This is a genomic window from Aureimonas sp. AU22, from assembly GCF_001463745.1.
In the GTDB taxonomy this organism is placed as follows: domain Bacteria; phylum Pseudomonadota; class Alphaproteobacteria; order Rhizobiales; family Rhizobiaceae; genus Aureimonas.
Window position 1 is genome coordinate 27,090 of the sequence record NZ_BBWJ01000015.1, and the last position, 19,081, is coordinate 46,170.

The following is a 19,081-nucleotide window of genomic DNA, read 5'->3' on the forward strand; positions in this document are numbered from 1 at the left end:
TGCTTGCCGGAAAGGCGATGTTGCCGTTTCCGTCAATTTTGGCAACCCATCGGTTCACCGATACCCGCGCCGTCCCCGAGAAACCGCGAAGCTCCGCGCCGTCTCGAGGTCGATGGGCGTGTTCACGTTGAAGAACGGATCGCCGCCGGGCGCGAGGTCGGTGGACGGGAAGGGAACGGCAGCGAAACCAAGCTCGCGCAGGACCGAACGTAGCGATGGGGCACGGTCGGCATCGAGGCGCAGCGTCGCGAGCCGGGTGAGCGCCGATGTGGGCCAGAAGGCGCAGACCGGGTGAAGCCGTCCCGCAAGGGACACGACCCGCACGTCGTCCGCTCCTGCTCCGGCCAGGAGGCGCGGCACGAGGTCGTGAGGCAGGAACGGGGTATCGGCGGGTGCACTGACGACGCCGATGCACCCATCGTCGGATGCCAGAGCGTGGAGCGCCCCCGCCTGCAGCCCGGCGAGCGGACCGGCATATCCCGGCACCTCGTCAAACACGAGGTCGGCGCCAAGCTCGGCGTAGAGTTCGGGCCGGTCGGTCGCGACGACAAGACGGTCGACGAAGGGGCGAAGGCGATCCGCGACCCGGTGCACCATGCTTCGACCGCCGACGTCGAGCAGGGGCTTCGGTCGGTCGAGACCCATGCGCGACGAGCGCCCGCCCGCGAGGATCAAACCGAGCGGTTGCCGTTGTACCGGCGTCAAGCCGCGCTCCTCGCCGGTCGGCCTCGCGTCTCGCGGTGGAGCGTATAGAGGCCGCTCGCGACCACGATCAACGAGCCGAGGGTCTCGCGGAGCGACGGACGCTCGTCGAAGGCGGCGATACCGAGAAGGATGGAGAACAGGAGGATCGTGTAGCGGAAGGGCGCCACGAAGCTCATGTCTCCGGTGCGAACCGCCGCAACGATCAGGGCATATCCGGAGGCGAGCGTCACCGACGCGACGGTGAGCACGATCCAGACCGAGCCCGACATCGGTCGCCAGCCGGCAAACGGTAGCCATGCGAAGCCGGTCAGCATCACGGCCACGGAGGTGACGAGGGCGATCTGCGCCGAAGACAGGCTCGGCGGCATCTTGCGGGTGGCAAGGTCGCGCATGGCTGCGAAGACGACGGAGGCGAGGACCCAGAGGCCGTAGGCGTTGAAGCCCTCCGGCCCGGGAGCCAGGATCACAAGCACGCCTATGAAACCGACCGAGATCGCGGTCCAACGACGCCAGCCGACGCGTTCGCCAAGGAACAGGAACGCACCGAGCGTGATGGTCAGCGGCAGCGCCTGAAAGATCGCCGAGGTGTTGGCGAGCGGCAGTTGCCGCAATGCGTTGAGGTAGCAGAGCGTCGTGCAGATGTCCGCGACGGCGCGCACCAGCACCGCGGGTTCGCGTAGGACGGCGAAGGACAGAGGCGACCGCCGCCACTTGGCGAAGGCGAAGAGGAGGGCGGAGGCCATTACCCCGCGAACGGCCATGATCTGGACCGGTTCGATCGAATGCGTGGCGAACTTGGTCAGCATGTCGTTGGTGGCGAAGGTCGCCATCGACAGCGTCATGAGGACGCTGGCCTGCACGTTGGCGCCGAGCGCCGCGAAGCGGAAGGGGGGAAGGGGCACGATGCGTCGACCGGGGGTATTCGTCAGTGGGACGTATCGTATCGCCCGAAGCTTGGCGAGACCGTTCGGCGCTGATGCAGCGAACGAAAGAAAGCCCCGGGGCGATGTGCTCCGAGGCCTTCCGAAATGCAGCGAACCGAAGGTTCAGTAGCGGTAGTAGCGATCGCGGTCGCGCTGGCGACCCATGTCGCGACCGACGAGGGCGCCGGCCGTGCCGCCCGCCAGGCCGCCGATCACCGCGCCACCCGAACCACCGATGGCATTGCCGATGACAGCGCCACCGGCGCCGCCCACGACCGCGCCACCAACCGTGCGCTCCGTCGTCGTGCAGCCCGCGGTCGTCAGGGCCGCGGCTCCAAGCACCAGTGCGGTCTTCCAGGTGGACGTCATGTCTTCCTCCAGCCTTCTACAAAGGGTTACTGCGGCCAGAATGCAGGACGACCCAATTCGGTTCCCGGCTGAACGCTCAACCGCCGGTCACGCTCATATGCCGGGAAACGCTGGGACGGCTGGTGGATCGATCGATGACGAAATCGTGTCCCTTCGGCTTGCGTGCGATGGCCGCGTGGATGGCGCGCTGCAGCGCCTCGTCGCTTTCGCTGGAGCGCATGACGGAACGCAGGTCGGCGGCATCCTCCTGGCCGAGGCACATGAAGAGGGTGCCCGTACAGGTGAGGCGGACGCGATTGCAGCCCTCGCAGAAGTTATGCGTCATCGGCGTGATGAAACCGAGCTTGCCGCCGGTTTCGCCGACCGACACGTAACGTGCGGGGCCGCCGGTGCGCTCGGGCAGGTCGGTCAGCGTAAACTCCTGCGACAGGCGTTCGCGCACCACGCTGAGCGGCAGGTAGCGGTCGGTCCTGTCCTCGTCGACTTCGCCGAGCGGCATGGTTTCGATCAAGGTCAGGTCCATGTCCTGGCCATGGGCCCAGCGCACCATCTCCGACAGTTCGTCCTCGTTGACGCCTTTCAGCGCAACGGCGTTGAGCTTGATGCGGATGCCGGCCGCCTGCGCCGCGCGGATGCCGTCCATGACGGCGCCGAACTCGCCGCGCCGCGTGATGCGACGGAAGCGATCCGGGTCGATCGTGTCGAGCGAGACGTTGATCCGGCGCACGCCGCAGTCCGCAAGTTCGGAAGCGAAGCGCTGGAGCTGCGAGCCGTTCGTGGTCAGCGTCAGTTCCTGGAGTGCCCCACTTTCGAGATGACGCGACAGGCGCCGCACGAGCTGCATCAGGTTGCGCCGCACCAGCGGCTCGCCGCCCGTCAGCCGCAGGCGGCGCACGCCACGGTCGATGAAGGCGCTGGACACGCGGTCGAGCTCCTCCAGCGACAGGAGATCGCGCTTGGGCAGGAACTGCATGTCCTCGGCCATGCAGTAGACGCAGCGAAAGTCGCAGCGGTCCGTCACCGAGACGCGCAGGTATGTGACGTGGCGGCCGAACGGGTCGACCAGCCCCGCCTTGGGAGGCGCGGTACGTTGAACGGTGGGGATGTCGAGCATGTCGCCGGGCGGAAATTCCGCCCCCTTCTCGTTGCCTTGCCTTGCGAATGTGGCTTCGGGGGTGCATGGGGTCAACCCGAGGCCCCCCGAGAAGGACCGTTTCGTATGACCGGAGAGGCACGTTCCGCGCCCGAACAACTCGCCGTCTCGCGCGATCGGCGACGCTTGACCCTTCGCTACGCCGACGGGACGAGCCACGAGTTGACCGCGGAAATGTTGCGGGTCCTCTCGCCCTCCGCCGAGGTCCAGGGGCACTCGCCGGAGCAGCGGGTGACGGTTGCCGGCAAGCGAGAGGTCGCGATCTCGGACGTGCGCCCGATCGGCCACTACGCCGTTCGCATCGTCTTCGACGACGGTCATGATTCCGGCCTCTACACGTGGCCTTATCTCGACCGGCTGGGCACCGAGCGCGACACGCTCTGGAACGCGCATCTGGCCGATCTCGAGGCGAAGGGGCTGAGCCGCTGAGGCGAAGTCAGGCCGTCGGGTTCGCCGGAACGAACGGCGGCAGGCTTTCGAACGCGGACTTCAGGGCATCGGACCAGCCGTCCGATATCTTGCGATAATAGGGGTCGCGGTCGTCGAAGCGCTGGCGGAAGCCCGCCTGCAGGCTGTCCGTCTCGTAGACCTGCACGTCGATCGGCAGGCCCACCGACAGGTTCGACTTGATGGTGGAATCGAAGGACACGAGCAGCAGCTTCACCGCGTCCTCCAGCGGCATGTCCGGATCGTAGGTGCGCACGAGGATCGGGCGACCGTACTTGTGCTCGCCGATCTGGAAGAACGGGTTGTCCGGTCCCGCCTCGATGAAGTTGCCCTCGGGATAGATCATGAAGAGGCGCGGCTGGCCGCCCGCGATCTGGCCGCCGAGGATGAAGCTTCCCATGAAGCGACCGCTCGCCTCCTGGCCGGTTTCCGCGGTGTAGGAGATGACCTCGCGCAGCGTTTCACCGACGAGCTTGGCGGTCTGGAACATCGAGGGCTGAGCAAGGAGCGCCGACTTGCGCTGCGCGGGCGCGACCGCGCGTTCATCCAGAAGCGAAATGGTCGATTGCGTGGTGGCGAGGTTGCCCGCGCTGAGCAGCGTTATGCAGCGCTCTCCCGGCACGTCCCAGGTTCGCATCTTCGTGACGACCGAAATGTTGTCGATGCCCGCGTTGGTGCGTGTGTCCGACATGAAGACGAGGCCACGCTTCAGAAGAAGCCCGACACAGTAGGTCACCTTGCTCTCTCCGGATCGACGCCGCGCCCGGCGTGCTTTCGATGGTCCGGTAAGCGGTATCCCTGCCCAAGCCGCTCCGGCAAGAGGGCGTACCCGAACTTATGCCCAGTGCGGCTTTCGGGACGCAGGCGCGCCGGTCACGAATAGAAGCTGTAGGCCCGCGCGATTTCGTTGGAGAGACGGTTGTTCTCGACGATCAGCGTCTCGAGGAACTCGTGCAGTCCGCCGTCGATGATGTCCTTCACCGACCGACCCTCCAGCCTGGCGGCGATCGCGCGCGCCGTCGCGTGGCACTCGTGCTCGACCCCGTAGGCGCGATCGAGGAAGTCCAGGCTGTCGTTGATGCATCGGTAGGAATAGGCGAGCGAGCGCGGCATGCGCTTGTTGAGAAGCAGGAAGTCGATGATGTCCATCGCCCGGAAGTCCGCGTCGTACTCCCAGGCGTAGGAGCGCAGGGCCGACACCGAGCGCAGGATGGAGCCCCACTGGTAATTGTCGAGCGAGGAGCCGATCGACGAATGCTCCGGCAGCAGCACCCAGTACTTCACGTCGAGGATGCGGGCGGTGTTGTCCGCCCGCTCGACGAAGGTGCCGAGGTTGCAGAAGTCGAATATCGTGTTGCGCAGCATCGTCCCGTAGAAGGTGCCGCGGATCAGCGCCGTGCGAGCCTTCACGAGGTCGAGCACGGCCGGCAGGTCCTGGACCGGGCGCGACAGGCGCTGGCGCAGGATCATCCAGCTCTCGTTGATGGCTTCCCAGGTTTCTCGGGTGAGGGCGGTGCGGACCATGCGCCCATTGGTGCGCGCGACGCCGATCGACGACAGGACGCTCGATGGATTGTCGAGGTCGCGCAGCATGTAGTCGATGATGTGTTCACGATCGAACTCCGGGTATTTCGCGAGATAGCCGCTTTCGACGCCCGCCGAGACGAGGACGGACTGCCATTCGTCGGGCGCCGACGACAGGTTGGTCAGCGAAAGGCGCAGGCCGGCGTCCAGAAGCCGGGCCATGTTCTCGGCGCGCTCGATGTAGCGCTGCATCCAGAAGAGGCCGTTGGCGGTGCGTCCGAGTAGGGGCATGGGCTGTGGTCGATCCTTGGAGAACGGCGCGTCGTGCGAAAGGGCGGCGGGGGCTTCCTCAGTCCTCCAGCACCCAGGTGTCCTTGGTGCCGCCGCCCTGGCTGGAGTTCACCACCAGCGATCCCTCCGTCAGCGCGACCCGCGTCAGGCCGCCCGGGATGATCTTCACCGTGTCGGACACGAGCACGAAGGGCCGCAGGTCCACATGGCGCGGGGCCAGGCCTTTCTCGGTCAGGATCGGCACCGTCGAGAGCGCCAGCGTCGGCTGGGCGATGTAGTTGCCCGGGCGCTCGCGCAGCTTGGCCGCAAAGGTCTCGCATTCCGCCTTCGAGGCGGCCGGCCCAACCAGCATGCCGTAGCCCCCCGAACCGTGCACCTCCTTCACCACCAGCTCGTGCAGGTGCTCGAGCACGTAGGCGAGGCTGTCCGCCTCCGCGCAGCGCCAGGTCGGCACGTTCTCCAGGATCGCCTTGCGACCCGTATAGAACTCCACGATGGCCGGCATGTAGGAGTAGATCGCCTTGTCGTCGGAGATGCCGGTGCCGGGCGCATTGGCGATGGTGATGCCGCCGTTTCGGTAGACGTCCATGATGCCGGGCACGCCGAGCAGCGATTCGGGCTTGAAGGTGAGGGGATCGAGATAGGCGTCGTCGACCCGGCGGTAGAGCACGTCGATCGGCAGATAGCCTTGGGTGGTGCGCATGGCGATGCGCCCGTCGATCAGCTTGAGGTCCGAGCCCTCCACCAGTTCCACGCCCATCTGGTCGGCGAGGAAGGCATGTTCGTAGTAGGCCGAGTTGTGGATGCCGGGGGTGAGGATCGCGACGCGCGGGATACCGGTGGTCGCCTTCGGTGCCGTCGCCTGAAGCGAACGCCGGAGGTGGCGCGGATAGGTTTCCACCGGCCGCACACGGTTCTGCGCGAAGAGCTCGGGAAACATCTGCATCATCGTTTCCCGGTTCTCGATCATGTAGGACACGCCGGACGGGGTCCGGGCGTTGTCCTCCAGAACGTAGAACTGGTTCTCCGCGGTGCGCACGATGTCGACGCCGATGATGTGGGTGTAGACGCCGCCCGGCGGGCGGAAGCCGACCATCTGCGGAATGAAGGCCTCGTTGCCCTCGATCAGGCGCTTCGGGACGATGCCGGCCTTCACGATCTCCTGATCGTGGTAGATGTCGTCGAGGAACGCGTTCAGCCCGCGCACCCGCTGCTCGATGCCTTCCGCCAGCACCGACCATTCCGAGCCGGAAATGATGCGCGGCACGAGATCGAAGGGGATCAGCCGCTCGGCCGCCTCTTCCTTGCCGTAGACGTTGAACGTTATGCCGGTGCGGCGGAAGAAGCCTTCGGCTTCGCCGGCCTTTGCAGCCAGCGTTGCGGGGACTTGGGCTTCGTACCATGACTGGAAGCGACGATAGGGAGCGCGCACACCGTCGACCCCGTTCAGCATTTCGTCGAATCCGGCCAAGCCTCGTCTCCTCGCTGCTATGCAACATCAGAATGCGCCAAACGCGGCAGATTCCAAGATGCCTTGCGCGTTCGATGCGATATTCTGTCCAAAGCGGAGGCCGGCGACGAATGTGCGCAGGGTTGGGCCAGTGGGCGAAGGCGGTGCGGCTTGCGGCGCGAGCGCAGGCGAGGGGGTAGGGTCGTATGAGCAAGGCGACGGAGGAGGCTTCGGCCCGTCTGGACGATGCGGCACGCGCCGGTTGGCTCTACTACATCGCCGGCAACACGCAGGAGGAGATCGCCGTCAAGCTCGGCATCTCCCGTCAAGGCGCGCAGCGGCTGGTTTCGCTCTCGGTCTCCGCCGGGCTCGTGAAGGTGCGTATCGACCATCCGATCGCCGCCTGCCTCGAACTCGGCCGGCAGCTGGTGGAGCGTTTCGGCCTGCGTTCCGCGGAGGTCGTGCCGTCCGACCCCGAATCGCCATCGACGACGCTCGGCATCGCCGAGGCATGCGCCGCGCGAATCGAACGGACGCTGCTGCGTCCCGAACCCCTCGTGATCGGCGTCGGTACGGGGCGCACCCTGCGCGCGGCGGTGGAGAACCTGCCCCGCATGCGCTGCCCGCAGCACCGCCTTGTCTCGCTCACCGGCAACATCGCGCCGGACGGATCGGCGGCGATCTACAACGTCATCTTCTCACTGGCCGACAAGATCGACGCCGCGCACTATCCCATGCCCCTGCCGGTGGTCGCATCCTCGCCCGAGGAGCGCGCGTTGCTGCATCAGCAGAAGGTCGTGCAGGCGTCGCTGGAACTCGCCCGGGAAGCCGACATCGCCTTCATCGGCATCGGCGAGGTCGGACCGCAGGCGCAGCTTCTGATGGACCGGTTCATTTCCGAGACGGAACGCGACGAACTGGTCGCCACCGGCGGGATCGGCGAAGTGGTCGGCTGGGTCTATGATGCGGACGGCCGGATCCTCGACTGCGCCTTCAACAAGCGCGTGGTCAGCCCGCCCTTTCCCCTCGGGTCCGGAACGGAGGTCATCGGCGTGGCCATGGGAGCGTCGAAGCGCGACAGCATACTGGCGGCGCTCAAGGGGCATCTCGTCGGCGGCCTGATCACGGACGAGCGCACGGCCGCGGCGCTTCTCGAGGCGCCGGCGTCCGGGAAGGGGGCGTGAGAGGGCGGGGCTTCTGTGCAAAAGGGCTCTTCCGCTGCGATGCAGCGTGTGAATCATTTGACACCTTGGTAAGCCGATGAGAATTTGCTCGCAGAGTGGGTATTTGCCCATCACATAGCTTGGGAGGCTATCGACTATGAACCAACGGTTTTGGATCGCGGGCGCAATGGCGCTTGCCGCGTCGGTCGCTCTGCCGGCCCAGGCGCAGACCACGCTGACGATTGGCACGGTCAACAACAGCGACATGATCCGCATGCAGGGTCTGACGGGCGAGTTCACGAAGGCGCACCCGGACATCCAGGTGAACTGGGTCACGCTGGAAGAGAACATCCTGCGCCAGCGCGTGACCACCGACATCGCGACCAAGGGCGGACAGTTCGACATCATGACCATCGGCACCTACGAGGTTCCGATCTGGTCGAAGCAGCAGTGGCTGGCCCCGCTCGACAATCTCGGCGCCGAGTACGACGCCGACGACCTCCTGCCGCCGATCCGCGCGGCCCTGTCGACCGACGGCAAGCTCTACGCCGCCCCGTTCTATGCCGAGAGCGTCATGACGCTCTACCGCAAGGATCTCCTGGAGAAGGCCGGGCTCACCATGCCCGAGAAGCCGACCTGGGACTTCATCGCCGAAGCCGCTGAGAAGATGACCGACACGTCGGCCGGGGTCTACGGCATCTGCCTGCGCGGCAAGCCGGGCTGGGGCGAGAACATGGCCTTCCTCGGCAACATGGCTCGCGAGTTCGGCGCCAACTACTTCGACGCCTCCTGGAAGCCGCAGTTCGAGAGCGAGGGCTGGAAGAAGGCCGTCACCCTCTACGTCGACCTGATGACGAAGTACGGACCTCCGGGCTCGGCCTCCAACGGCTTCAACGAGAACCTCTCGCTGTTCGGCCAGGGCAAGTGCGGCATGTGGATGGACGCCACCGTCGCGGCGTCGTTCGTGACCGATCCGAAGCAGAGCCAGGTCGCCGACAAGGTCGGGTTCGCCCCGGCTCCCTGCGGCACCGACAGCTGCCCGAACGAGGGCGCGAACTGGCTCTGGGCCTGGTCGCTCGGCATTCCCGCTTCGTCGCAGAAGAAGGAAGCCGCCGAGACGTTCATCTCCTGGGCGACCTCGAAGGCCTATGCCGAACTCGTCGCCTCGAAGGAGGGTTGGGCCAACGTTCCTCCGGGCACGCGCTCGTCGCTCTATGCCAACGAGAACTACACCAAGGCCGCGCCTTTCGCCGCTCAGACGCTCGCCGCGATCAACAAGGCCGATCCGTCGATGGGCCCGGACAAGCCCTATGTCGGCCTTCAGTTCGCTGCGATCCCCGAGTTCCAGGGTCTCGGCACGGCGGTCGGCCAGGTGATGGCAGCCGCCCTGTCGGGTCAGCAGACCGTGGATCAGGCACTGGCCGCCGCGCAGGCTCAGGCGACCCGCGAGATGACGCGCGCCGGCTACATAAAGTAGTCGAGATCCGCTCCCCGGCTTCGGGTCGGGGAGCGCCGTCTTCCTCTGCCAAGGCGTGGCCCACCGGGCCGCGCCGCATCCGTTTCACCCCAAGCGAACTCCAGCGCCTTTGCGCAGCCGCCGCCGGCTTCGAGCCCGCCGGCGCCGCATCGGCCTTTTCGGGAGCGAACCTATGGCGACGACGCATACGCGGTCTGCGGCCCGACTGATGGTGGCCCCGTCCGTCATCGCGCTGTTCATCTGGATGATCGTGCCGCTGGCGTTGACGCTGTGGTTCTCGACGCTCCGCTACACCTACTACGACCCCCTGACGCCCTTTATCGGGATCGAGAACTACACCTACTTCCTGACCGACCCGCGCTTCATCAGCGCCTTCCAGAACACGCTGATCCTCGTCGGCGGGGTTCTCTGCATCACCGTGATCGGCGGTACGTTGATCGCGCTTCTCCTCGACCAGCAGTTCTTCGGCCAGTCTCCGGTGCGCCTTCTGGTGCTCGCGCCCTTCTTCGTCATGCCGACGGTGGCGGCCCTCGTCTGGAAGAACATGATGATGAACCCGGTCTACGGCGTCATCGCACAGGCGCTGTCGGCCGTCGGCCTGCCGCCCGTGGACTGGCTGACCAATTATCCGCTCCTTTCGATCATCATCATCGTCGCCTGGCAGTGGCTGCCGTTCGCGACGCTGATCCTCCTGACGTCGCTCCAGTCCTTGTCGGAGGACCAGAAGGAGGCGGCCGAGATGGACGGCGCGAAGGCGCTGTCGATCTTCTGGTACATCACGCTGCCGCACATGAAGCGCGCGATCACGGTGGTGATCCTGATCCAGACGATCTTCCTTCTGTCGGTCTATGCCGAGATCTTCGTGACCACCGGCGGCGGTGTGTCCTCGTCCAACCTGCCGTTCCTGATCGCGTCCGTGATTACGCTGGAAGGGGACGTCGGCACGGCCTCGGCCGGCGGCATCGTTGCCGTGGTGCTCGCCAACATCGTGTCGATCTTCCTCGTGCGCCTCGTCGGCAAGAATCTGGAGGCCTGAGATGGCGCGCCGCGTTTCCACCCAGCGCAAGATCGGAATGACGGTTCTCGCCTGGGCCGTCGGTCTCCTCATCTTCTTTCCCATCCTCTGGACGGTGCTCACCTCGTTCAAGACCGAGCTCGACGCCATTTCCATTCCGCCGAAGTTCCTGTTCTTCGACTGGACGACGGAGAACTACCGGACAATCCAGGAGCAGCGGAACTACTTCTCCTTCCTGATGAACTCCGTCTATCTGGCGCTCGGCTCCACCGCGCTCGGTCTCGTGTTCGCCATTCCCGCGGCTTGGGCCATGGCCTTCTCGCCGACGGCCAAGACGCGCGGCGTGCTCCTGTGGATGCTGTCCACGAAGATGATGCCGGCCGTCGGCGCGCTGGTGCCCGTCACGATCATTTTCCGCGACACCGGGCTGATGGACACCCGCTTCGGCCTGATCGTGATCCTGTTCCTGATCAACCTGCCGATCATCGTCTGGATGCTCTACACCTACTTCAAGGAGATCCCCGGCGAGATCCTGGAGGCGGCGCGCATGGACGGAGCGAACCTCCGGCAGGAGCTGTTCCGGGTCCTGGCACCGATGGCGCTACCGGGCATCGCCTCGACGGTTCTCCTCAACGTCATCCTCGCCTGGAACGAGGCCTTCTGGACGCTGTTGCTGACGACCACGAACGCGGCGCCGCTCACCGCCTTCATCGCCTCGTTCTCCAGCCCGCAGGGCAATTTCTACGCCAAGCTTTCGGCCGCCTCGACCCTCGCGATCGCGCCGATCCTCATCATCGGCTGGTTCTCCCAGAAGCAGCTTGTCCGCGGCCTGACGTTCGGCGCCGTGAAGTAAGAAGAAGCCTTGGGAGCAGCGACATGAGTGCCATTACCCTCAAGAACGTCAGCAAGCGCTTCGGCGATGCGGTGATCATCCCCGGCATCGATCTCGAGATCCGCGACGGCGAGTTCGTGGTCTTCGTCGGCCCGTCCGGCTGCGGCAAGTCCACGCTGCTCCGCCTGATCGCGGGCCTCGAGGATGTGTCCGGCGGCTCGATCGTGATCGATAGACAGGACGTCACCGAAGCCCCGCCCGCCAAGCGCGGGCTTGCCATGGTGTTCCAGTCCTACGCGCTCTACCCGCACATGAGCGTCGCCGCCAATATCGGCTTCCCGCTGAAGATGGCGGGGATGGACAAGGCAGCGATCGAGAAGAAGGTGCAAGGGGCGGCGGCGACCCTCAACCTCACCGACTACCTTCAGCGCCGTCCGCGCGAACTGTCGGGCGGCCAGCGCCAGCGCGTCGCCATCGGCCGTGCCATCGTGCGCGAGCCGAAGGGCTTCCTGTTCGACGAGCCGCTGTCGAACCTCGACGCGGCGCTGCGCGTCAACATGCGGCTCGAGATTTCCGAACTGCACGCACAGCTCAAGACCACGATGATCTACGTCACGCACGACCAAGTCGAGGCGATGACCATGGCCGACAAGATCGTCGTGCTGAATCGCGGCAACATCGAGCAGGTCGGCTCTCCGCTCGACCTCTACACCAACCCGCGCAATCTCTTCGTCGCCGGTTTCATCGGCTCGCCGAAGATGAACTTCCTCGGCGGCGCCTACGCGAGCCAGCATGGCGCGGCCACCGTCGGCGTGCGCCCCGAGCACCTGGCGCTCTCCACCACGTCGGGCGCGCTGCGCGGCACCGCCGGCGTGTCCGAACATCTCGGCTCCGACACGTTCGTCCACGTGAAGATGGACACGGGCGAGATGATCACCGCGCGCTCGCCCGGCGACTTCCGCGTGCGCCACGGCGATGCCGTCTGGCTGACGCCGGAAGACGGGCGCATGCATCGCTTCGACGCGGAAGGAAACGCGGTGCGCTGATCGAGACAGCGCGGTCCTCGCGTGCGGCTGCCTTGGCCGAAGACCGTTCGCCCACCGGTGGCGCTTCCAACTGAAAGCCGGAAGCCATAAACGGAGGGGGACGGGAGCCGCGCAAAGGCTCCGCGGCGAACGGAAGCGTGTGTATGCGGCGTTATGTGACGACCCTGCGGGCCCTTGAGCCTGACCGGTCCGGCGGCGGAGCCTCGGCGACAGCAGGGGCTGCGGCGAAGACCGGCGCGCGGGTCGTCTTCGACGGTCTGCCTGCCGACCTTCCGTCGGGCCTCTATCGGTTGCGCCCCCGCTCCGGCAAACGCCTCGATGTCACGGAATCGCTGCAGGCGATCGTCGAGAACCGGGATGGCACCCGAACGCCGCTGCCTCTGTCCGCCCACGAGCGCAGTATCGGCGGCGAAACCGCGATCTATTTCGTCCTGCCGCCGCACGTGCGCGATCTCGAAGCCAACGTGCCGCTCCAGACCGATCCCAGCGACGTCGGGACGGTCGAGGTGCGACGCGTGTCGACGACGCTCCATAGGGTCCGCCGCGCAGGCGAGGGTGCTCTCTCCCGTTTGCGGCACGAGGGTGCGGTCCGCGAGATCGCCGGCATGCTCTGGAGCGCGTATCGACGTGGGGGCCTCGGCGGACTGCGAAGGACGCTGCGGGAGGGAACAGAGCGTGCGAGCCGCCGGGTGCAGGACGAGGCGAACTGGCGGCTCGATGCGTTCGCGCAGCGAACCGCTGCCGACAACGCCGCGGTTGTCGTGGATTTGCAGGCGGGCATTGCCGAGGCAGGCCGTCCGACCCTGTCGTTGATCGTGCCGGTCTACAAACCGCGACCGGAATGGTTCGGCGGCCTTCTGGCAAGCCTCGCGGAACAGACCGATCAGGACTTCGAGGCGATCTTCGTGTTCGATGGTCCGCAGGAGGACTGGGAGCGCGCCTGCCGGGACGCTCCCGGCGGCACGTTCGCGCGGCGGACGATCACGCTCGATCGAAACGAAGGCGTCTCGGCAGCCACCAATGCCGGTATCCGGGCGGCGACCGGCGACTACACGCTTGTCCTCGACCACGACGATCTCGTCGACCCCAGCCTCGTCGCCCTGTTTCGCGCCGCTGCCGCCAGCACTGGGGCCGATATGCTCTATGCCGACGAGGCGATCGCCGATGAGGAGATGGCGCGCATCCTGCGCCCGCTGTCACGCGGCCGTTTCGACCTCCGCTTCTACCTCAGCCATCCCTACATCGTGCATCCGATCGCGATCCGCCGTTCGGTGTCGATTGCGGCCGGTCTTCTCGACGAGTCCATGGCCGTCTCGCACGACGTGGACTACTTCCTGCGCTGCGTCGGACAGTCGCGTTCGGTGACGCATATTCCGCTGGTGCTCTACTACTGGCGTACCCATGCCGGCAGCCTCGGCCACGAGAAGCGCGATCTCGTCGCGCGCTCGACCCGCAATGCGATCGAGCGATTCCTCGGCGCGAACACGGCCTGGCCCCGCTTCGACGTGACCGATGGCGCGACCTTCAATACCTATGTCGTCCGACCGCCGCTGCCGGACGGGGCGCGGGCGGCCGTCGTGATCCCGACGAGGAACCGCGGCGAAATCCTTGCCACCTGCCTGCGGTCGATCGAGGCCACGCGGGCCGCGAACACCGTGCCGTTCGACGTCTTCGTGATCGACCACGAAAGCGATGAACCTGCGACGACGTCCCTGCTCCGCGAGGAAACCGACGCCGGGCGCATCACCGTCCTCCCCCATTCCGGTCCATGGAACTACGCCGAGATCAACAACGCGGCCGTGCGCCCCATCGTGGTGATGGATCGGCACTCGCATCTCGTCTTCATGAACAACGACATCGAGTTGCGCACGCCCGACTGGCTCGATGCGATGCTCACGCAGTTCGCGTACGGCGACGTCGGGGCCGTCGGATGCTGCCTGACCTACCCCACCGGCGAGATCCAGCATGCGGGCGTCATCGTCGGCCTGTTCGACAAGGCCGAGCACTCGCACAAGTTCCTTCCCTACGACGACGTCGCGGGGAAGGGGCGCGATCCCGGCTACATGGGTTCGCTCGTCGCCACGCGCGACTATGCGGCGGTCACCGCCGCGCTCATGGCTGTGCCCGTCGCGGCGTTCCAGAGCGTCGGCGGGTTCGACGAGAAGCTGGCGGTCGGCTTCAACGACACCGACCTGTGCCTTCGTCTCGGCGAGATCGGCCTCGCCTCGACCTATGTCGGCAGCGTCACCGCCATCCACTACGAATCGATCTCCCGGGGTAAGTCCGACACCGACACGCACCCTGACGACACCCATCTCTTCACCACGCGCCATGCGGCATCCATCCGCGATGGAGACCCGCATTGGGGGCTGATGATGAACTGGTCGTCGACGCGGGCGGACGTAATGCGCACCCGGCAGAAGCCGTTCCGCCTGCGCACCGTTCCCGTTCGCCTGCCGCGCGCAGACGCGTAAGCGCGGGTTGCGACGGCTGACGCCTCAGGCTTCCTGCGCAATGGACGCGTGGTAGGCCGCAAGCACCTCTTCGATGTCCCCCTGCATGCGCACGCGACCATGCTCCATCCACAGGGCGGTCGTGCACCATTGGCGCAGGAGTTCGTCCGAGTGCGAAGCGAGCACCAGAAGGCCGGCCTCGCCGATGAAGGTGCGCATGCGCTCCTTCGCCTGCTGCAGGAAAGCGGCGTCGCCGGCGCCGATGCCCTCGTCGATGAGAAGGATGTCCGGCCGGATGGAGGTCGATACGGCGAAGGCGAGGCGCGTCGCCATGCCGCTCGAATAGGTGCGCAGCGGCATGTCGAGGAAGGCGCCGAGGTCGCTGACGCCGCCGATCTCGTCCATGCGCTGACGGATCTCGGACTTGGTGAAGCCGAGCAGCCGCCCGCGCAGGATGATGTTGTCCCAGCCCGTCGCGTCCGGATCCATTCCGAAGGCCAGGTCGAACATCGGCGCGACGTCGCCATCGACGACGACGCGGCCACCCGTCGGCGCGTAGATACCTGCCATGACCCGCAGCATGGTGGACTTGCCGGCGCCATTGTGGCCGACGAGCCCGATGCGCGTGCCGTGGTCGAGCTGCAGCGTCAGCCCGTCGATCGCACGCACGCTCATCCGCTTGGTGTCGCGGGGCGAGATCTGGCCGCCGGTGGCCGCCGAGATGATGTTGTTCTTGAACGACCGGTTGGTGGCGTTGAAGACCGGGATGTCGACGCTGACGTCGTGGAAGGTGATGGAGGCCATCGGGATCAGGCCCAGTAGGAGATGCGGGCGCGGTAGCGCGCGAAGAACAGGGTCGCGACCGCACCCATGACGATCGTCATGCCGATGCAGGCCAACCAGTTCTCCGGCAGGGCCGGGTTGCCGAGCAACGGATCGCGCAGGATCTCGATCAGGTGGTAGAACGGGTTCAGCGACAGCAGCACTGCCCGGTCGGGCAGCATATGCGCGCTCCACAGGATCGGCGTCATGAAGAACACGACCTGAACGACGCTTGCGATAATCAGCGGGATGTCGCGGAAGCGGGCGCAGAGAGGGCCGAGGATCATGGCCGCGAACACGCCGTTCAGGAGGAGAATGGCGAGGGCGGGGAAGAACAGGAGCCCCGTCATGCCCGGCCAGATGCCGAAGATGATGGCGACCAGGATGTAGATGACGAAGTTGTGCCCGAAGGTCAGGAACTGCCGCCAGACGAACTGGAAGATGTAGACGCTGAGCGGCATTCGCACCTGGCGTACGGAGGCCGCCGCCGACGAGTAGATCTCGCAGGCACCGTTGATGAGCCCGGAGATCAGGCCCCACATGATGAAGCCGATCGCGAGGAACGGCAGGTAGGTGCTGATGTCCTGGCGGAAGATCTGCGAATACAGGACGCCGAGGCCCGCCACCATCACGCCCATCGACAGCGTCAGCCAAAGTGGGCCGAGGATCGAGCGGCTGTAATGCTTCTTGACGTCGCGCCAGCCGAGGAACAGCCAGAGTTCGTGCAGGCGCAGGCCGGCCGCGAAATCCTCGCGAGCCGAGCGGAGCATGGCCGCGCGGTCCTGTTGACCGTCGGTGACCCAGGTCCGGGCGCTGGTGGCTGCTTTCACGCTGTCATGTCCTTCACGTCGCGTCCCGGCCGCAGTGCGTCGTGCCGCCCTTGCGCGCGGCGACGACCCCGCTCCTGCCATGGCGCGTCCTGATACCTCGCGAGCCGGTGCGTGCACAAGCCGGGATGATGGGCTCAGTCCCGCGACTGTTGCGCCAGCCGCTGGAGGTACACCCCGTAGGTGCTCTTGCCGAGTTCCTTGCCGAGGCGTTCCAGCTGGTCGGCGTCGATAAAGCCGAGATTGAACGCGATCTCCTCGGGACAGGCGATCTTGAACCCCTGGCGGTGCTCCAGCGTGCGCACGAACTCCGAGGCCTCGAGCAGCGAGTCCGGCGTGCCGGTGTCGAGCCAGGCGAAGCCGCGGCCCATGCATTGCACGCTGAGCGAACCCTCGTCGAGGTAGAGCCGGTTGAGATCGGTGATCTCGAGTTCGCCGCGCGGGGAGGGCTTGAGACTGCGGGCGAGTTCCGAAGCGCGACCGTCGTAGAAGTAGAGGCCGGTCACGGCCCAGTTCGAAGCGGGCTTGGCCGGTTTCTCCTCGATCGTGGTGGCCCGGCCCGCCTTGTCGAATGCGACGACGCCGTACCGCTCGGGATCGTTGACATGATAGGCGAAGACGCTGGCGCCCGCGCTCTTTCCTGCCGCCGCACGCAGGAGTTCGGGCAGGCCGTGGCCGTAGAAGAGGTTGTCGCCGAGAACGAGGGCCGACGGCTCGCCGCCGACGAATTCTTCGCCGATGAGGTAGGCCTGGGCCAGCCCGTCGGGGCTCGGTTGCTCGGCATAGGTGAAGGACACGCCCCAGCGCTCGCCCGTGCCGAGGAGCGCGCGGAAACGCGGCAGGTCGTGCGGCGTGGAGATGATGAGGATGTCGCGGATGCCGGCCAGCATCAGCGTCGACAGCGGATAATAGATCATCGGCTTGTCGTAGACAGGCAGGAGCTGCTTCGAGGCCGTCAGCGTCATCGGATGCAGCCGCGTGCCGCTGCCACCTGCCAGGATGATTCCCTTCATCGACGCTTGCCTTCCTCGGATGCGCAGAGCCAGAACTTGTGCCGTTCTCTATCGTCTGCTGGGCGAACTTGCCAGTTCGTTCTCATTCCAGCCTGCTCCGCTCCCTTGCGGGCGGCGGTGCGATGACGCACAAGCGTGCCGACCGAACCGATGCGTCGAGGGTGCGACATGCTCGAAATCCGCAAGCTGGATATTCCAGAGGTTCTCGAGATCACGCCGCGCAAGTTCGGCGACGACCGGGGCTTCTTCTCCGAGACCTTCAACAGGTCGCGTCTGGCCGATGGGGGCGTGGACATCGACTGGATGCAGGACAACCAATCCTATTCGGCCGAGCCCCTGACGTTGCGCGGGCTGCATTACCAGGAACCCCCCTTCGCGCAGGACAAGCTCGTTCGCGTCCTGCGGGGACGCGTCCTGGACGTGGCGGTGGACATCCGCGCGGGCTCGCCGACGTTCCGCCATTGGGTGGCACTGGAACTCTCGGCCGACGCCTTCAACCAGATCCTCGTGCCGGCGGGGTTCGCCCACGGCTTCCTGACGCTGGAGCCCAATACCGAGGTCTTCTACAAGGTTTCCGCGCCCTATAGCGGGGAGCACGACCGCTCGATCCGCTTCGACGATCCGGAGATCGCCATCCGCTGGCCCCTCGATGGGCGACGGCCGGTGCTTTCCGCAAAAGACGAGGCCGCCCCGCGACTCGCCGACATCCAGACGCCCTTCGCCTACGGGGAGAGTGCCCAATGAAGATCCTCGTCACCGGCGGCGCCGGCTTCATCGGCTCGGCCGTCTGCCGCCACCTGATCCGCGACACCGACCACAGCGTCGTCAATCTCGACAAGCTGACCTACGCCGCAAGCCTGTCGTCTCTGGCCGCGATCGAGAACGACCCGCGCTATCGCTTCGTCGAGGGCGACATTCTGGACCGAGCCTTCGTCGCCGAACTCCTGGCGAGCGAGAAGGTGGACGCGATCATGCATATGGCCGCCGAGAGCCATGTCGATCGCTCGATCGACGGGCCGGGCGACTTCATTCAGACCAATATCGTGGGAACCTACGAGCTGCTGGAGGCGTCTCGCGCCTACTGGTCGACGCTGACCGGTGCGAAGCGCGACGGTTTCCGGTTCCACCACATCTCGACCGACGAGGTCTACGGCGACCTGCCGCTCGACGACAGCCTCTTCACCGAGGAAACGCCCTATGCGCCGTCCTCGCCCTATTCGGCATCGAAGGCCGCGTCCGACCACCTCGCGATGGCCTGGTTCCACACCTACCACATGCCGGTGGTGCTCTCGAACTGCTCCAACAACTACGGTCCCTACCACTTTCCCGAGAAGCTGATCCCGCTGATCATTCTCAACGGGCTGGAGGGCAAGCGCCTGCCGGTCTACGGCAAGGGCGAAAACGTGCGCGACTGGCTGTTCGTCGACGACCATGCACGCGCGCTGGCCCTCGTCGTGACGAAGGGCGAACCCGGCCGCTCCTACAATATCGGCGGGCGCAACGAGCGCTCAAACCTCGCGGTGGTGGAGACGATCTGCGACACGCTGGACCGCCTCGCGCCGCTGGAGGGT

19 protein-coding genes are annotated in these 19,081 nt (G+C 66.1%); 9 read left to right on the forward strand and 10 right to left on the reverse strand.

Going from position 1 to position 19,081, the window contains the following annotated elements:
* Positions 1-54: 54 nt before the first annotated feature.
* The 4 genes from AUL34_RS06260 to moaA all read right to left on the reverse strand — a co-directional run bounded on the left by AUL34_RS06260 (position 55) and on the right by moaA (position 3,111).
* On the reverse strand, positions 55-705 hold the full coding sequence (locus AUL34_RS06260) for a molybdenum cofactor guanylyltransferase (protein WP_156420815.1): 651 nt from the start codon (positions 703-705) through the stop codon (positions 55-57).
* Positions 702-1,607 (reverse strand): DMT family transporter, encoded by a 906-nt coding sequence (locus tag AUL34_RS06265; protein ID WP_244492463.1) that lies wholly within the window; start codon positions 1,605-1,607, stop codon positions 702-704. The genes AUL34_RS06260 and AUL34_RS06265 overlap by 4 nt, the downstream gene beginning before the upstream one ends.
* Before the next feature lie 144 nt (positions 1,608-1,751).
* Positions 1,752-1,997: a YMGG-like glycine zipper-containing protein gene (locus AUL34_RS06270; RefSeq protein ID WP_061932333.1), complete on the reverse strand. Its 246-nt coding sequence runs from the start codon at positions 1,995-1,997 to the stop codon at positions 1,752-1,754.
* A gap of 76 nt (positions 1,998-2,073) precedes the next feature.
* The gene (gene moaA / locus AUL34_RS06275) at positions 2,074-3,111 is read right to left on the reverse strand and encodes a GTP 3',8-cyclase MoaA (RefSeq protein ID WP_061932335.1); all 1,038 of its coding nucleotides are present in this window, start codon (positions 3,109-3,111) and stop codon (positions 2,074-2,076) included.
* Between the two features lie 105 nt (positions 3,112-3,216).
* Between moaA and AUL34_RS06280 the strand changes: the two genes are divergently transcribed.
* A complete protein-coding gene (locus AUL34_RS06280) occupies positions 3,217-3,579 on the forward strand; it encodes a gamma-butyrobetaine hydroxylase-like domain-containing protein (RefSeq protein ID WP_061932336.1) in 363 nt (120 codons plus the stop codon).
* A 7-nt stretch (positions 3,580-3,586) separates the two neighbouring features.
* On the opposite strand, the gene AUL34_RS06285 is transcribed toward AUL34_RS06280, so the two are convergent.
* The 3 genes from AUL34_RS06285 to AUL34_RS06295 form a co-directional block, all read right to left on the reverse strand.
* Positions 3,587-4,333 (reverse strand): proteasome-type protease, encoded by a 747-nt coding sequence (locus AUL34_RS06285; RefSeq protein WP_061932338.1) that lies wholly within the window; start codon positions 4,331-4,333, stop codon positions 3,587-3,589.
* Positions 4,334-4,470: 137 nt separating this feature from the next.
* A complete protein-coding gene (locus AUL34_RS06290) occupies positions 4,471-5,412 on the reverse strand; it encodes an alpha-E domain-containing protein (protein ID WP_061932340.1) in 942 nt (313 codons plus the stop codon).
* Positions 5,413-5,470: 58 nt separating this feature from the next.
* Positions 5,471-6,865, reverse strand: a complete 1,395-nt coding sequence (locus tag AUL34_RS06295) for a circularly permuted type 2 ATP-grasp protein (protein ID WP_061932374.1) — start codon at positions 6,863-6,865, stop codon at positions 5,471-5,473.
* A 203-nt stretch (positions 6,866-7,068) separates the two neighbouring features.
* On the opposite strand from AUL34_RS06295, the gene AUL34_RS06300 reads away from it, so the two are divergent.
* The 6 genes from AUL34_RS06300 (at position 7,069) to AUL34_RS06325 (ending at position 14,869) form a co-directional block, all read left to right on the forward strand.
* Positions 7,069-8,046, forward strand: a complete 978-nt coding sequence (locus AUL34_RS06300) for a sugar-binding transcriptional regulator (RefSeq protein WP_061932342.1) — start codon at positions 7,069-7,071, stop codon at positions 8,044-8,046.
* A gap of 136 nt (positions 8,047-8,182) precedes the next feature.
* Positions 8,183-9,502: a sugar ABC transporter substrate-binding protein gene (locus AUL34_RS06305; protein ID WP_061932344.1), complete on the forward strand. Its 1,320-nt coding sequence runs from the start codon at positions 8,183-8,185 to the stop codon at positions 9,500-9,502.
* A gap of 172 nt (positions 9,503-9,674) precedes the next feature.
* Positions 9,675-10,538, forward strand: a complete 864-nt coding sequence (locus tag AUL34_RS06310) for a carbohydrate ABC transporter permease (protein ID WP_061932346.1) — start codon at positions 9,675-9,677, stop codon at positions 10,536-10,538.
* A 1-nt stretch (position 10,539) separates the two neighbouring features.
* Positions 10,540-11,370, forward strand: coding sequence for a carbohydrate ABC transporter permease (locus AUL34_RS06315; protein ID WP_061932348.1), 831 nt, complete (start codon positions 10,540-10,542; stop codon positions 11,368-11,370).
* Positions 11,371-11,393: 23 nt separating this feature from the next.
* A complete protein-coding gene (locus tag AUL34_RS06320; protein WP_061932350.1) occupies positions 11,394-12,395 on the forward strand; it encodes an ABC transporter ATP-binding protein in 1,002 nt (333 codons plus the stop codon).
* Positions 12,396-12,538: 143 nt separating this feature from the next.
* On the forward strand, positions 12,539-14,869 hold the full coding sequence (locus tag AUL34_RS06325) for a glycosyltransferase (protein WP_061932352.1): 2,331 nt from the start codon (positions 12,539-12,541) through the stop codon (positions 14,867-14,869).
* A gap of 24 nt (positions 14,870-14,893) precedes the next feature.
* Here the strand turns inward: AUL34_RS06325 and AUL34_RS06330 are convergent, their stop codons facing one another.
* The 3 genes from AUL34_RS06330 to rfbA form a co-directional block, all read right to left on the reverse strand.
* Entirely contained in the window at positions 14,894-15,652 is a 759-nt protein-coding gene (locus AUL34_RS06330; protein ID WP_061932354.1) for an ABC transporter ATP-binding protein, read from the reverse strand.
* A 5-nt stretch (positions 15,653-15,657) separates the two neighbouring features.
* Positions 15,658-16,500, reverse strand: a complete 843-nt coding sequence (locus tag AUL34_RS06335; protein WP_244492464.1) for an ABC transporter permease — start codon at positions 16,498-16,500, stop codon at positions 15,658-15,660.
* Positions 16,501-16,634: 134 nt separating this feature from the next.
* Complete coding sequence (gene rfbA, locus AUL34_RS06340; RefSeq protein ID WP_061932358.1) at positions 16,635-17,510, reverse strand: glucose-1-phosphate thymidylyltransferase RfbA; 876 nt, start codon at positions 17,508-17,510, stop codon at positions 16,635-16,637.
* 168 nt (positions 17,511-17,678) lie between these two features.
* On the opposite strand from rfbA, the gene rfbC reads away from it, so the two are divergent.
* Positions 17,679-18,254, forward strand: a complete 576-nt coding sequence (gene rfbC, locus AUL34_RS06345) for a dTDP-4-dehydrorhamnose 3,5-epimerase (RefSeq protein WP_061932360.1) — start codon at positions 17,679-17,681, stop codon at positions 18,252-18,254.
* A partial coding sequence (rfbB, locus tag AUL34_RS06350; RefSeq protein WP_061932362.1) for a dTDP-glucose 4,6-dehydratase occupies positions 18,251-19,081 on the forward strand: 831 nt, incomplete at its 3' end. The genes rfbC and rfbB, both read left to right, overlap by 4 nt.

Coding starts and splice junctions, on each gene's coding strand:
- AUL34_RS06270 (WP_061932333.1), bottom strand. CDS start 1,997: ATGACGTCCACCTGGAAGACCGCACTGGTGCTTGGAGCCGCGGCCCTG.
- moaA (WP_061932335.1), bottom strand. CDS start 3,111: ATGCTCGACATCCCCACCGTTCAACGTACCGCGCCTCCCAAGGCGGGG.
- AUL34_RS06280 (WP_061932336.1), top strand. CDS start 3,217: ATGACCGGAGAGGCACGTTCCGCGCCCGAACAACTCGCCGTCTCGCGC.
- AUL34_RS06290 (WP_061932340.1), bottom strand. CDS start 5,412: ATGCCCCTACTCGGACGCACCGCCAACGGCCTCTTCTGGATGCAGCGC.
- AUL34_RS06295 (WP_061932374.1), bottom strand. CDS start 6,865: ATGCTGAACGGGGTCGACGGTGTGCGCGCTCCCTATCGTCGCTTCCAG.
- AUL34_RS06300 (WP_061932342.1), top strand. CDS start 7,069: ATGAGCAAGGCGACGGAGGAGGCTTCGGCCCGTCTGGACGATGCGGCA.
- AUL34_RS06305 (WP_061932344.1), top strand. CDS start 8,183: ATGAACCAACGGTTTTGGATCGCGGGCGCAATGGCGCTTGCCGCGTCG.
- AUL34_RS06310 (WP_061932346.1), top strand. CDS start 9,675: ATGGCGACGACGCATACGCGGTCTGCGGCCCGACTGATGGTGGCCCCG.
- AUL34_RS06315 (WP_061932348.1), top strand. CDS start 10,540: ATGGCGCGCCGCGTTTCCACCCAGCGCAAGATCGGAATGACGGTTCTC.
- AUL34_RS06320 (WP_061932350.1), top strand. CDS start 11,394: ATGAGTGCCATTACCCTCAAGAACGTCAGCAAGCGCTTCGGCGATGCG.
- AUL34_RS06325 (WP_061932352.1), top strand. CDS start 12,539: ATGCGGCGTTATGTGACGACCCTGCGGGCCCTTGAGCCTGACCGGTCC.
- AUL34_RS06330 (WP_061932354.1), bottom strand. CDS start 15,652: ATGGCCTCCATCACCTTCCACGACGTCAGCGTCGACATCCCGGTCTTC.
- rfbA (WP_061932358.1), bottom strand. CDS start 17,510: ATGAAGGGAATCATCCTGGCAGGTGGCAGCGGCACGCGGCTGCATCCG.
- rfbC (WP_061932360.1), top strand. CDS start 17,679: ATGCTCGAAATCCGCAAGCTGGATATTCCAGAGGTTCTCGAGATCACG.